Origin of the sequence: Pseudomonas sp. YL2 (assembly GCF_023063025.1) — a bacterium.
GTDB lineage: Bacteria > Pseudomonadota > Gammaproteobacteria > Pseudomonadales > Pseudomonadaceae > Aquipseudomonas > Aquipseudomonas putida_A.
The window spans coordinates 207,905-219,698 of the sequence record NZ_JAJSLU010000003.1 but is presented as its reverse complement, the minus strand read 5'-3'; the positions used below and the strand labels follow the sequence as shown (position 1 = coordinate 219,698).

Sequence of the window (11,794 nt, the reverse complement as noted above, 5' to 3'; positions counted from 1 at the left end):
CTGGTGGGTCGGGTTTCAGAACGCCACGCGGCCGAGGATCATGTCGCGGTACATGACGAAATCGCCGAGCAGACTGTACAGCGGATGCTGGAAAGTCGCCGGACGGTTCTTTTCAAAGAAGAAGTGGCCGACCCAGGCAAAGCTGTAACCGGCCAGCGGCAGGGCCAACAACAGCAGCCAAGCGCCTTTGGCGATGGTCATGGCCAGAATGAAAATCACCAGCGTGGTGCCGATGAAATGCAATCGTCGGCAGGTACTGTTGGCGTGTTCGCTGAGGTAATACGGGTAGAACTCGGCGAAAGTGTTGAATTGCTTGATGTTTTCCACGACTGCGATCTCTGTGGTTATTGTTCTGACGGCAAGTTGTTCGGCGGGTAGCTTATTTGAGTCTAGAGTGAACACTGGCATCAGCCAGTGACAATGGGCGCCACTTTAGTATCCTTCGCAAATCGGGTCGTCACATGCGATCCATCATGTAAAAGAATAACGCCATGAGCGAACGAACGACTTCTGCAAGCTGGGCGATGGGGATTGTCAAAGCATTGGAGATGGACGGCCTGGATTGCCGGGTACTGTTCAAGCAACTGGGGCTCGATTACGCCGCCCTGAATGATCCGGATGCGCGCTTCCCGCAAGATTCCATGACCCGCCTCTGGCAACGGGCGGTCGAGCTGTCCGGCAACCCGGCGATCGGCCTGAACATGGGCAAGGTGGTACGCCCGGCGTCGTTCCACGTTGCCGGCTATGCCTTGATGTCGAGCAACACGCTGGCCGAAGGCTTTCAACGCCTGGTGCGTTATCAGCGGATCATCGCCGAGAGCGCCGACCTGAGTTTTCGTCTGCTCGAAGAAGGCTATGCGCTGATTCTGACGGTGCATGGCGATCACCTGCCGCCAACCCGGCAGAGCGCCGAAGCCTCGCTGGCCTGTGCGCTTGGCCTGTGCGGCTGGTTGACCGGACGCACCCTGCACCCGGTCAAAGTGCTGTTTCAGGGTGACGAACCCGCAGACCTGCAACCCTACCGACAAGCCTTCCACGCGCCGCTGATGTTCAACGCGCCGTACGATGCGCTGATTTTCGAACGGGCCGACATGGAAGCGCCGCTGCCCACCGCCAACGAAGCCATGGCGCTGCTGCACGACCGGTTTGCCGGGGAATACCTGGCGCGTTTTTCCGAAAGTCGCGTGACCCACAAGGCGCGCCAGGTGTTGTGCCGATTACTGCCACAGGGCGAACCCAAGCGCGATACCGTGGCGCAGACCCTGCATCTGTCGCAGCGCACCTTGCAGCGCCGTTTGCAGGAGGAGGGCACCAGTTTTCAGCAGTTGCTCGACGATACCCGCCGCGAACTGGCCGAGCAGTATCTGGCACAGCCGAACATGACCTTGCTGGAGATTGCCTATCTGCTGGGGTTTGCCGATCCGAGCAACTTCTTCCGTGCGTTCCGCCGCTGGTTCGACACCACGCCCGGCGATTACCGGGCGCGGCTGTTGCAGACACCGATCAGTGACGCCAAAAGGCCGGAATACACAGCACAAACACCGTAATGATCTCCAGTCGGCCGAGCAGCATGCCGAACGACAGAATCCACTTCGCGGCATCCGGCAAGGTGGCAAAGTTGCCCGCCGGGCCGATGGTCTCGCCCAGGCCCGGGCCGACGCCGGACACGGTGCTGGCAGCGCCGGTCAACGCGGTCATCCAGTCGACGCCGAGCAGCGACAGCAGCAGGGCGATCACGCAGATGGTGATGGCGAAGAAGAACGAAAAGGTCAGGATCGAACGCACGATCTCTTCGTCGAGACGGTGACCGTTGTACTTCTGCTTGATCACCGCGCGCGGATGAATCAGCTGGTTAAGGTTGGCCTTGAGCAGGATGTAGGCGACCTGGAAACGGAAGATCTTGATCCCGCCCGCCGTCGAGCCGGAGCAGCCGCCGACAAAGCCCAGATAGAAAAACAGCATCAGCGAGAAATTGCCCCACAGGCTGTAGTCGCCGAGGGCAAAACCGGTGGTGGTGACCACCGACGTCACGTTCAGCGCCACGTGCCGCAGCGCTTCCAGCCAGTGCAGCTTGGTGGTCCACCAATACCAGGTGCCGAGCACCAGCCAGGTCACCAGCAACATGCCGAGCAAACCCTGCACTTGCTGATCCTTGATCAGTGCACGACGGTTGCCGCGCATGGTCGCCACGTACAGCGTGAACGGCAGGCTGCCGAGAATCATCACGACCACCGCGACCCAGTGCACCGCCGGTTGCGTCCACTTCGCCAGGGACTGGTCGGAGGTCGAGAAACCGCCGGTGGAAATCGCCGACATCGCGTGGTTGATCGCATCGAACGGGCTCATCCCGGCCCACCAGAACGCCAGGCTGCCGAGGATGGTGATACCGACGTAGGCCGCCACAATCAGGCGCGCCACCATATGCGAGCGCGGCATGACCTTTTCCGAGCGGTCGGACGATTCGGTCTGGAACAGGCGCATGCCGCCGATGCGCAGCAACGGCAGAATCGCCACCGCCATGCCGATGAAGCCGATGCCGCCGAGCCAGTGCAGCAGCGAGCGCCACATCAGGATGCCGGGCGACATGGTGTCGAGCCCGCTGAGCACGGTCGAGCCGGTGGCGGTGATGCCGGACATGCTTTCGAAGAACGAGTCGGTGTAGCTGATGTGCTGGGTCAGCAAAAAAGGCAGCGCGGCGAAAATACACACCACCAGCCAGCTGCTGACGGTCAGCAGATACATGTCGCGCGGGCGCAGGTGGATGTGTTCGGGGCGGCCGGGGATTACCAGTGCAAGGCCGGCGACGAAGGTAATCATGCTCGCCCAGAGAAACGACGGCAGATCGCCGGTGCGCTCGAAAATCACCAGGGTGGCCATGGGCACAACCATGGCGATGGCCAGGGTGATCAGGAAGATGCCGATGATGAAACCAATGATCCGTAAGGTCGGCAACGCCATGAAGTCCGCTCGGGCTGATGTAGGAAGGGCGCCATTCTACCCGTGGGGCAGGGCATGTAAACCGGCACCCTGTTGCCGGATACCGCTAGAATAGCCGCACATTTTTCTCAGGAGGTGGCCGATGCAGGCTCTCGACGCTTTGCTCAACCGTGTTTCCGTTCCACGCCTGGTCGAACCGGCCCCTACCGCCGAGCAGCGCGAAGCCCTGTTTGGCGCAGCCCTGCGCGCACCGGATCACGGCCACTTGCAGCCGTACCGTTTCCTCACCGTCGAAGGCGCGGCACGTGAGCAAATGGGCGAGTTGCTGGCCGAAGCGGCGCAGATGCAGGAAGGCGAAGTCACTGAAGCGATGATCGACAAGGCGCGCAACGGCCCGCTGCGGGCGCCGCTGGTGGTCGTGGTGATCGCGAAACTGCAGGATCACGTCAAGTATCCGAAGGCCGAGCAGTTGCTGGCGGCGGGGTGTGCGGCTCACGGGATTCTGCTGGCGGCGTACGCGCAGGGGATTGGTGCGGTGTGGCGTACCGGTGATCTGGCGTATTCGGCGCACGTGGCCAAGGGGCTGGGCCTGGCTGATGACGAGCAGGTGATTGCCTTCCTGTACCTCGGCACGCCGCAGAAAGAACCGCGTGTGGCGGAGAAGGTTGATCTGACCGAGTTCGTCAGCGCCTGGCCCGGCAAGGCCTGACACCACCGATCAAATGTAGGAGTGAGCCTGCTCGCGATAGCGGTGGATCAGTCAATGAATTTTTGTCTGATCCACCGCTATCGCGAGCAGGCTCACTCCTACAGGTTTGATCAGGGTTGCACGACAGCGCCCGGCACCAACGGCAATTCCAGGCTGGCGACAAACCCGCCCTCAGGATGATTGGCCAGCAGCAGACTCCCGCCATGCCGCTCCGCCGCGCGCTTGGCAATCGCCAGGCCCAGACCATGCCCGGCCGCCGTCTGCCCCGGCGCCCGGTAGAACGGCTCGCCCAACTGGCTCAGATGCTCGGCCTGCACACCCGGCCCGTGGTCGCGCACACTCACCACAATTCGTTCGCCCTGACGCGTGGCCTGCATCTCGATTGCCTGATCCACCGGGTTGAAGCGTTGGGCGTTGCGCAAAAGGTTATCGACGGCGCGCTCGATCATGGTCGGCCAGCCGGTCAGCGTCAGGTGTGGTTCGGCATCCAGGCGCACGGTCTGCTCCGGCGAGCCAAGTTGCGCGTCTTTCTGCAGGGTGCCGAGCAGCGCATTCAGGTCTACTTCTTCAGCACTGGCGTTGTCGGCATCGACTCGCGCCAGCACCAGAATCTCGCTGATCAGCGCTTCCAGCCGATCACATTCGCGGGTCAGGCGTGGCCAGAGCTTTTCCCGTTCTTCCGGGTTGGCCCGTTCCGCCAGCGCCAAGGCGATGCGCAGCCGCGCCAAGGGTGAGCGCAGTTCGTGGGACACATCGCGCAGTAACTGGCGCTGACTGCCGATCAGGCTTTGCAGGCGCGCGCCCATGCGGTTGAAGTCGTTGGCCAGCACGCCGAATTCATCGCGGCGGTTGGCCAGTTTCGCCAGGCTGTTCTGCTGATAGGTGGTCTGCCCCAGATCATGCACCGCACCGCGTAAACGACTGAGCGGGCGGGTGATGGAGAAGGTCACCAGCAGGCTGAACAGGGTCAGCACCACCAGCGCAATGCCCAGCGCACTGAGCGGCCAGAGCAGGCTTTCGCGGTGCCAGGCGTCGAGCTCCGGGTGCGGGATGCGGAAGATGAACAGGTAGGTGTCGCCGGTTTTTTCGCTGGTGAATTCGTCGGTCAGGCGCCGCCAGGGCAGGCGTCGGTCATCGTTGTTCTGCCGGGCTTCGAAGGCGGCGGCGCGACGCGGGAAGGTGCCACGCACCACCGGGTCGCCGCTTTCGTTCAGCACCTGGACATCGATGTGATATTGGCGCTTGCGTTGTTCGAGGATGTCCTGCGCGGCATCCTCGCCCTGGGCTTCGTAGGTTTGCGTCCATTCGGCGGCCAGGGTGTTGAGGCCGGGATGGCGGCTGAGGATCCACGCGTCCTGGTTGAGCATGTGCCCGAGCAGAATCGACAGCCCCGCCACCAGAGCAATGGCCAGCCAGAAGCTTGCGAGAATACGCCAGAACAATGAACGCACAGAAAATCCTCAATCAAACAAAAAACTCAACAATGTGGGAACGGGCTTGCTCGCGAATGCGGTGTGTCAGTCAACATTACTTTGTCTGATACACCGTATTCGCGAGCAAGCCCGCTCCCACATTTGGATTGAGTGGCAACAGAACCGACGGCGCTTAGCCGTCGGATCCGAGGTTATCGCATTATTGCGCTTTTTGCGGTTGTTGCGCTTTCCACGCTTTGAACTCGGCCCATTCGGCGCGGCGTTCAGCCTGTTTCTTCTGGATCTCGTCGAATTTCTTCTGTTGATCCGGTTTCAGCAGGTTGCGTACGTCAGCTTCGGCTTTCTTGTGGTTGGCGGCCATCTCGTCTTTCATGGCTTTCTGGTCAGCCGGCGAGAGTTTTTCCAGGTACTTCTCGACTACCTGGCGACGCTCATGCATCTGCTCGCCCATGATCTTGCGGATCTGATCACGTTGTTCACGGGACAGGTCGAGTTGGCTGTACGGGCCTTTGCCGTGCTCGCCGTGCATCTGACCGCCGTGGCGTGGGCCGTCGAGCGGGCCACCCATCGGGCCGCCATCCTGTGGCACAGCCATGGCGACGGTTGGCAGAGCGGCAGCGAACATCAGAGCGATAAGAGTCTTGCGCATGGTGTATCTCCTTGTCTCGTTCCCGGTACGTTCCGGATGAGTTCAGATTACGGAGATCAAGGTCAGCGGCGGTCAGCGCTGCGTAAAGCTTGGGTAAAGACGCTTCGATCCCGACCTGACAAATATCTCTGGCAATCCGCCTGTGGCGAGGGAGCTTGCTCCCGCTGGGCAGCGAAGCGGCCCCTCGCTTTTCAAATCAAAAACGAGGGACTGCTGCGCAGTCCAGCGGGAGCAAGCTCCCTCGCCACAGAGAAGCAAACGGTTTACAGGCTGTAGTAATAACCGCGGCTGCGCAGGGCGACGATTCGCGGGCGACCGTCGGGGTGGGGGCCGATCTTCTTGCGCAGGTTGCTGACGTGCATGTCGAGGCTGCGGTCGTACAGGGTCAGCTTGCGGCCGAGGGCCAATTGCGCCAGTTCCTGTTTGTCCAGCGGTTCGCCGGGCTGCTTGAGCAGGGCTTCGAGCAAACGGCTTTCGGACATGGTGAGGGTCAGTTCTTTCTCGTCGATGCTGACCACGCCGCGCACCGGGCTGAAGCTCAGGTCGCCGAGTTCGAGCTGGGTCGACACGGCAGCCGGGTGACTGCGGCGCAGCACGGCGCGCAGGCGCGCGGTGAGTTCACGCGGATCGCAGGGTTTGGCCAGGTAATCGTCGGCGCCCAGCTCCAGACCGAGGATGCGATCCAGCGGTTCGCCACGGGCCGAGAGCATCAGCACTGGCAAATCGGCGTGTTCGCTGCGCAATTGCTTGAGCAGTTCCAGACCGCTGCCGTCGGGCAGCATCACGTCCAGCACCACAGCGGCAGGCGCCGATTCGGCCAGCGCCTTGCGCGCGCTCTGGCCATCGTGGCAGGCGCGTACCTGGAAGCCTTCCTGGCTCAGCCAGCTACTCAGGAGTTCGCACAACTCCTGGTCATCATCAATCAGTAACAGCTCGCTCATGACTCACTCAATTTAGCCATTGCCGACGTTTTCGGCTTGCTCCACTGGCAAAGATACCGCACAGCAGCGCCAATAGCGCTACCCCGGCGCCGGTGACGAACCATTGTTGCTGTTCGGTCAACAGACGCGGCAATGGACTGGCCTGGGCTTCCTTGAGTTGCAGCTTCAGGCGCTGATTCTCCTGGCGCAACCGGGCAAGCAGGGCGCTTTCGCGGGTGTTGTCGGCATTTTGCAGTTGTTTGCTCAGTTCTTCCCGCTGCTGCTCGCTGGCCTTCAGGCGCTGCTGCAGTTCGGTAATCTGACTGCCGGCACTTAACGACAATGGCGTGGAGCTGCCGCTTTCGGTGGTTTCCTCACCATGGGCGGGCGCCATGATCGACAACGTGACCCACATCAGACACAACGGACCTTTGCGCATTGCGATTCCTGCTTGCAAATGGATATTGGGCAGGTTGTCGGCAGGCAAACGAGAATAATGAGCGATTGAGAGCGGTGAGAAGCGTGAAGGTTCAGTGCTTGGAGTGGGTTGAGTGTGGCGAGAGAGCTGTTGTGGTGAGGGGATTCAGCGAAACGTCGCACCGCCCCGATGGGCTGCGAAGCAGACCTGAAATGGGAGCATGCGGTGTGTCAGGCACACCGCATTGGATGGCTTTGGGTTGCTGCGCAACTATCGGGGATAAATCCCCTCGCCACAGAGCCCCTCCACATTCCTTGGTTACGGCAAAACTTGCTTGAACGGCTTGACGATCACATTGGCGTACACGCCGGCGGCGATGTACGGATCGGCGTCGGCCCAGGCCTGGGCGGTGCTCAGGGAGTCGAATTCGGCGACGATCAGGCTGCCGGTGAAACCCGCAGCGCCCGGATCATTGCTGTCGACCGCCGGGTGCGGGCCGGCCAGTACGATGCGGCCTTCGCCCTTGAGCACTTGCAGGCGTTCGAGGTGGGCCGGGCGCGCGGCGAGGCGGGCTTCGAGCGAGTTGGCGACGTCGGTGGCAATGATTGCGTAAAGCATGTCAGTCCTCGGTTTTTGGCGTTGTGGTATCGGCGTCATGCAGATGGCGGGACAGGTAGATGCCCTGACCGACCAGGAACAGCACGGTCATGCCCAGGCTGCCGAACACCTTGAAGTCGACCCAGATGCTCTGGAAGGTGAACGCCACGAACAGGTTGGCAGCCCCGCAGAACAGGAAAAAGGCGATCCAGGCGATGTTCAGGCGGGTCCAGACCGGATCCGGCAGGGTCAGCGCGTGGCCCATGATGCGTTTGATCAGCAGGCGGTCACCGATGAAGTGGCTGCCGATGAAGGCCAGGGCGAACAGCCAGTTGACCACCGGGGCTTTCCATTTGAGGAAGGTCTCGCTATGGAACGCGAGGGTCAGGCTGCCGAACACCAGGCAGGCGATCAGGGTCAGCCATTGGCTCTTTTCCAGCTTGCGCTGTTTGATGAACAACGCGCCGTAGACCACCAGGGAGCTGATGATCAGCATCGCCGTGGCGCTGTAAATACCGCCTACAGTGACTTCGTGACCGGCGATATCGACAACCCGTGGATCAAGTTTGTAAACGATGAAAAACAGCAGAAGCGGGATGAAATCGATGAATTGTTTCACAGTGAGAGCCAGAAGCTGGATGTGGCGGCATAATAACAAACATATGGGCGCGCGATAGCGCCAGCTGATTTGAGGTTACAACTCCCCGTGAATGTTGATTTGCACTGCCACAGCACGGCCTCCGATGGCGCCCTGGCGCCGGCGGTTCTGGTTGCGCGTGCGTTCGAAAACGGCGTGCGAGTCCTGGCGTTGACCGATCATGACACCCTCGAAGGCCTCGCCGAAGCGCGCAGCGCTGCCGAAGAACTGGGCATGCAACTGGTCAATGGCGTCGAACTTTCCTGCACCTGGGGCGGCGCGACCATCCACGTGCTGGGCTATGGTTTCGACGTCAACGCCGCGCCACTGGTCGAGGCGATCGCCCGATTGCACGATGGCCGCTGGCTGCGGTCGGAAGAAATAAGCCGCAAGCTCGGCCTCAAAGGTATGCCTGGTGCCCTCGACGGCGCCCGGCAGATCCAGCAGGAGCTGGGCGACAGCGGCAACGCCCCGGCCCGCCCGCATTTTGCCGACTGGATGGTGCGTGAAGGTTTTGTAAAGGATCGCGCCGAGGCGTTCCGTAAATGGCTCGGCGCCGGCAAGCTGGGTGACGTCAAGCAACACTGGCCGACGCTGGAAGACACCGTCGGCACCCTGCGCGCCGCCGGAGCGTGGGTCAGCCTGGCGCATCCATGGCACTACGATTTCACCCGCAGCAAGCGCCGAAAGCTGATTGCCGACTATATTCAAGCGGGCGGGCATGCAATCGAAGTGGTCAATGGCCATCAGCCCGCGGAACAGGTCGGCAGCCTGGCAATCCTTGCCCGCGAGTTCGGTCTGCTGGTCAGCGCCGGCAGTGATTTCCATGGCCCTGGAGGCTGGTCCGAGATTGGCCAGTACCGGCCGGTTCCCGAGGACCTTCCACCCCTGTGGTGTCGGTTCAAACATGACACAGATATTGCCGCCGTCTGAACAGGTAGAAAACGTGAGTCAATTTTTCCAGATCCATCCGGAAAACCCGCAAGCGCGCCTGATCAAACAGGCAGTCGAGATCATCCGCAAGGGCGGGGTGGTGATTTATCCCACGGACTCTTCCTACGCCATCGGTTGCCAGATCGGCGACAAGACCGCGATCGAGCGCGTGCGCCGTCTGCGTCAGCTTGACGAGAAGCACAACTTTGCGCTGATCTGCAGCGACCTGTCGCAACTGGGCAACTACGCCAAGATCGACACCGGCACTTTCCGCATTCTCAAGGCGCATCTGCCGGGGCCTTACACCTTTATTCTCAACGCCACCCGCGAAGTGCCGCGCCTGTTGTTGCATCCGAAAAAACGCACCATCGGCCTGCGGGTGCCGAGCCATCCGATTGCCCTGGCGTTGCTGGCCGAACTCGGCGAGCCGCTGATGAGCGTGACCCTGATCATGCCCGGCGACGAAGATCCGCTGAGCGATCCGTACGAAATGCGTCAATTGCTCGAACACCAGGTGGACCTGATCATCGACGGCGGTTTCGGCGGGATCAAGGCGTCTACCGTGATTGACCTGACCGGCGACGACCCGGAAGTGATCCGCGTCGGTTGCGGCGACCCCGCGCCGTTCATGGTCGAGGCCTGAATGTCCGCAGTGGAGACCGTTGTCGATCCCCAGGCCGGCGCCCAGCAGGAACTGCCGTTTGCCATGGTCTATGGCCAGGCGGTCACGGAAATGCCGCTGGACCTGTACATCCCGCCGGATGCGCTGGAAGTGTTTCTCGAAGCCTTCGAAGGCCCGCTCGACTTGCTGCTGTACCTGATCCGCAAACAGAACATCAACATCCTCGACATCCCGGTGGCGGAAATCACCCGCCAGTACATGGGCTATGTCGAATTGATGCAGTCGGTGCGTCTGGAGCTGGCCGCCGAGTATCTGGTGATGGCGGCGATGCTGGCCGAGATCAAGTCGCGGATGCTCCTGCCGCGCGCCGAAACCGTCGAAGACGAAGAGGACGACCCGCGCGCTGAACTGATCCGTCGCCTGCAGGAATACGAGCGCTTCAAGGCTGCCGCCGAAGGCATCGACGGCCTGAGCCGGGTCGGTCGCGATGTGGTCGTGCCCAAGCTCGACGCCCCGGAAGCCCGGGCGCGCAAGCTGTTGCCGGACGTCGCGCTGGAAGAGATTTTGATGTCCATGGCCGAAGTGCTGCGCCGGGGTGACATGTTCGAGAGCCACCAGGTCAGCCGCGAGGCACTGTCGACCCGCGAGCGCATGAGCGATGTGCTGGAACGGCTCAAGGGCGGCGGTTTTGTACCGTTCGTCGAGCTGTTCACCGCCGAGGAAGGTCGCCTCGGCGTGGTGGTGACCTTTATGGCAATCCTTGAACTGGTCAAGGAATCCTTGGTCGAGCTGGTGCAGAATGAGCCGTTCGCCGCGATCCACGTGCGAGCCCGAGCCGAATAACGAGTCGAAACATGAACCTGACTGAACCCCGCGAGCTGGCGCCCCTGCTTGAAGCCTTTCTGTTGGCCTCGGGAAAACCGCAATCGCTTGAACGCCTCTACGAACTGTTCGAAGAAGGCGAACGGCCCGAACCGCCGGTCTTCAAGAAAGCCCTGAGCCTGCTGGCCAAGTCCTGCGAGGGCCGCGCGTTCGAACTCAAGGAAGTCGCCTCCGGCTACCGCCTGCAGATCCGCGAGAAGTTTTCGCCGTGGGTCGGACGTTTGTGGGAAGAACGTCCGCAGCGCTATTCCCGGGCGCTGCTGGAAACCATGGCGCTGATTGCCTATCGCCAGCCGATCACCCGCGGCGAGATCGAAGACGTGCGGGGCGTGGCGGTCAACACCAACATCGTCAAGACGCTGATCGAGCGCGAGTGGATCCGCATCGTCGGTTACCGCGACGTGCCGGGCAAACCGGCGATGTTCGCCACCACCAAGGCCTTTCTCGATCACTTCAACCTGAAGAACCTCGAAGACCTGCCGCCGCTGGCCGAACTGCGCGAGATGGAAACCGAGCCAGTCCTCGATTTCGACGACGCACCAGTGCCGCAGGGCCTGCAGGAACAGGCCGACGCCAGTGCCGAACCGGAAGAGCCGAAGGAGGAAACCAGTTTCCACACCTTGCTGCTGGAGCTGGACAGCATGGAAGAGGGGATCAAGACCGACTTCGACGATCTGTTGCGCGATGCTGCGGATGGTGAAGCGTCGACGACTGAGCCGGAAGCCGAGACCGTCGAGCCGGCGATTGAAGTTGAACTTGAGGCCGAGCCTGAAGCCGAACCGGAAGAGGATGTGCTGGGCGTTGCCGAGGCCCGGGAAAAACTCCTGGCCGCCGTCGCCGCCCTCGAACAACCGGTGCCAGAACCTGAACCCGAGCTGAGCGAAGAAGAAGCCGAAGCCCGTGCGCTGGCGGAAGCCATCGAGGCCGAACGCCGCGAGTTCGAGGACTGACACGGTTTTCAAGATCACTGGTCAACCCCTGTGGGAGCGGGCTTGCTCGCGAATGCGGTGTGTCAGATATGCATGTATTGCCTGATACACCGCATTCGCGAGCAAGC

At 61.6% G+C, this 11,794-nt stretch carries 14 protein-coding genes; 6 read left to right on the top strand and 8 right to left on the bottom strand.

The features are described 5' to 3' along the window. Window positions 1-15 precede the first annotated feature (15 nt). On the bottom strand, window positions 16-327 hold the full coding sequence (locus LVD08_RS06350; RefSeq protein WP_003222750.1) for a DUF962 domain-containing protein: 312 nt from the start codon (window positions 325-327) through the stop codon (window positions 16-18). Window positions 328-491: 164 nt separating this feature from the next. On the opposite strand from LVD08_RS06350, the gene LVD08_RS06345 reads away from it, so the two are divergent. After that, window positions 492-1,547 (top strand): AraC family transcriptional regulator, encoded by a 1,056-nt coding sequence (locus tag LVD08_RS06345; RefSeq protein ID WP_247267737.1) that lies wholly within the window; start codon window positions 492-494, stop codon window positions 1,545-1,547. Here the strand turns inward: LVD08_RS06345 and LVD08_RS06340 are convergent. Then, window positions 1,504-2,958, bottom strand: a complete 1,455-nt coding sequence (locus LVD08_RS06340) for a TrkH family potassium uptake protein (protein WP_135295191.1) — start codon at window positions 2,956-2,958, stop codon at window positions 1,504-1,506. The genes LVD08_RS06345 and LVD08_RS06340 overlap by 44 nt on opposite strands. A 121-nt stretch (window positions 2,959-3,079) precedes the next feature. Between LVD08_RS06340 and LVD08_RS06335 the strand changes: the two genes are divergently transcribed. After that, entirely contained in the window at window positions 3,080-3,646 is a 567-nt protein-coding gene (locus LVD08_RS06335; protein ID WP_247267736.1) for a nitroreductase family protein, read from the top strand. 110 nt (window positions 3,647-3,756) lie between these two features. On the opposite strand, the gene LVD08_RS06330 is transcribed toward LVD08_RS06335, so the two are convergent. The 6 genes from LVD08_RS06330 to LVD08_RS06305 form a co-directional block, all read right to left on the bottom strand. Beyond that, a complete protein-coding gene (locus LVD08_RS06330) occupies window positions 3,757-5,097 on the bottom strand; it encodes a sensor histidine kinase (RefSeq protein WP_247267735.1) in 1,341 nt (446 codons plus the stop codon). A gap of 181 nt (window positions 5,098-5,278) precedes the next feature. After that, on the bottom strand, window positions 5,279-5,728 hold the full coding sequence (locus LVD08_RS06325) for a Spy/CpxP family protein refolding chaperone (protein ID WP_027613977.1): 450 nt from the start codon (window positions 5,726-5,728) through the stop codon (window positions 5,279-5,281). Window positions 5,729-5,991: 263 nt separating this feature from the next. Continuing rightward, window positions 5,992-6,669 carry a response regulator transcription factor gene (locus tag LVD08_RS06320; RefSeq protein WP_097090171.1) on the bottom strand — a complete coding sequence of 226 codons (678 nt, stop codon included), beginning with the start codon at window positions 6,667-6,669 and terminating at the stop codon, window positions 5,992-5,994. Between the two features lie 7 nt (window positions 6,670-6,676). Then, the gene (locus tag LVD08_RS06315; protein ID WP_247267734.1) at window positions 6,677-7,087 is read right to left on the bottom strand and encodes a translation initiation factor 2; all 411 of its coding nucleotides are present in this window, start codon (window positions 7,085-7,087) and stop codon (window positions 6,677-6,679) included. A 297-nt stretch (window positions 7,088-7,384) separates the two neighbouring features. After that, window positions 7,385-7,684 (bottom strand): YciI family protein, encoded by a 300-nt coding sequence (locus LVD08_RS06310; protein ID WP_247267733.1) that lies wholly within the window; start codon window positions 7,682-7,684, stop codon window positions 7,385-7,387. A gap of 1 nt (window position 7,685) precedes the next feature. Continuing rightward, window positions 7,686-8,282 carry a septation protein A gene (locus LVD08_RS06305; protein ID WP_027613975.1) on the bottom strand — a complete coding sequence of 199 codons (597 nt, stop codon included), beginning with the start codon at window positions 8,280-8,282 and terminating at the stop codon, window positions 7,686-7,688. 87 nt (window positions 8,283-8,369) lie between these two features. Here LVD08_RS06305 and LVD08_RS06300 point away from each other — a divergent pair, with 87 nt between their 5' ends. From LVD08_RS06300 to scpB, 4 genes are all read left to right on the top strand, one after another. Beyond that, a complete protein-coding gene (locus LVD08_RS06300) occupies window positions 8,370-9,233 on the top strand; it encodes a PHP domain-containing protein (protein WP_027613974.1) in 864 nt (287 codons plus the stop codon). A 13-nt stretch (window positions 9,234-9,246) separates the two neighbouring features. After that, window positions 9,247-9,876, top strand: coding sequence for an L-threonylcarbamoyladenylate synthase (locus LVD08_RS06295; RefSeq protein ID WP_007966016.1), 630 nt, complete (start codon window positions 9,247-9,249; stop codon window positions 9,874-9,876). A 123-nt stretch (window positions 9,877-9,999) separates the two neighbouring features. Next, the gene (locus LVD08_RS06290) at window positions 10,000-10,698 is read left to right on the top strand and encodes a segregation and condensation protein A (RefSeq protein WP_171061841.1); all 699 of its coding nucleotides are present in this window, start codon (window positions 10,000-10,002) and stop codon (window positions 10,696-10,698) included. An 11-nt stretch (window positions 10,699-10,709) separates the two neighbouring features. Then, entirely contained in the window at window positions 10,710-11,687 is a 978-nt protein-coding gene (gene scpB, locus LVD08_RS06285) for an SMC-Scp complex subunit ScpB (RefSeq protein WP_150367967.1), read from the top strand. The last annotated feature ends 107 nt before the right edge of the window (window positions 11,688-11,794 follow it).

Excerpts from the sequence above, each read along its gene's own strand:
- LVD08_RS06345 (WP_247267737.1), top strand. The coding sequence starts at position 492 with ATGAGCGAACGAACGACTTCTGCAAGCTGGGCGATGGGGATTGTCAAA.
- LVD08_RS06340 (WP_135295191.1), bottom strand. The coding sequence starts at position 2,958 with ATGGCGTTGCCGACCTTACGGATCATTGGTTTCATCATCGGCATCTTC.
- LVD08_RS06335 (WP_247267736.1), top strand. The coding sequence starts at position 3,080 with ATGCAGGCTCTCGACGCTTTGCTCAACCGTGTTTCCGTTCCACGCCTG.
- LVD08_RS06325 (WP_027613977.1), bottom strand. The coding sequence starts at position 5,728 with ATGCGCAAGACTCTTATCGCTCTGATGTTCGCTGCCGCTCTGCCAACC.
- LVD08_RS06320 (WP_097090171.1), bottom strand. The coding sequence starts at position 6,669 with ATGAGCGAGCTGTTACTGATTGATGATGACCAGGAGTTGTGCGAACTC.
- LVD08_RS06315 (WP_247267734.1), bottom strand. The coding sequence starts at position 7,087 with ATGCGCAAAGGTCCGTTGTGTCTGATGTGGGTCACGTTGTCGATCATG.
- LVD08_RS06310 (WP_247267733.1), bottom strand. The coding sequence starts at position 7,684 with ATGCTTTACGCAATCATTGCCACCGACGTCGCCAACTCGCTCGAAGCC.
- scpB (WP_150367967.1), top strand. The coding sequence starts at position 10,710 with ATGAACCTGACTGAACCCCGCGAGCTGGCGCCCCTGCTTGAAGCCTTT.